The sequence below is a fragment of the Dellaglioa sp. CoH-57-MRSF-18 genome (assembly GCF_056781995.1).
The window spans coordinates 1-242 of the sequence record NZ_JBXAXX010000274.1 but is presented as its reverse complement, the minus strand read 5'-3'; the positions used below and the strand labels follow the sequence as shown (position 1 = coordinate 242).

At 59.1% G+C, this 242-nt stretch carries 1 protein-coding gene; it reads left to right on the top strand.

The features are described from left to right. On the top strand, nt 1–242 hold a 242-nt coding region (locus tag AC1RPG_RS08950), incomplete at both ends, for a hypothetical protein (RefSeq protein ID WP_481762633.1).

Genomic DNA, 242 nt, shown 5'->3' with positions numbered 1-242 from the left:
CCGCGTTCGTCGGTCATCGCAATTCTCGGCACCACGATCTTCTACGAAACGCTGGAACTCGTCGGCAACGTCGAAGGCATGGACTTCAATGAAGAGCGCGGCGTCTCGATCTACAAGACGAATGCAGGCCCGCTGATCGCACTGCGCCCGGAATTCGTAAGCGCATCGGTCGCAGGTGGCGTGGCCCCGGCACCGGTCTCGGCAAATGTTGACGCTGAAGATCAAGAAGACGAGGAAGAGGA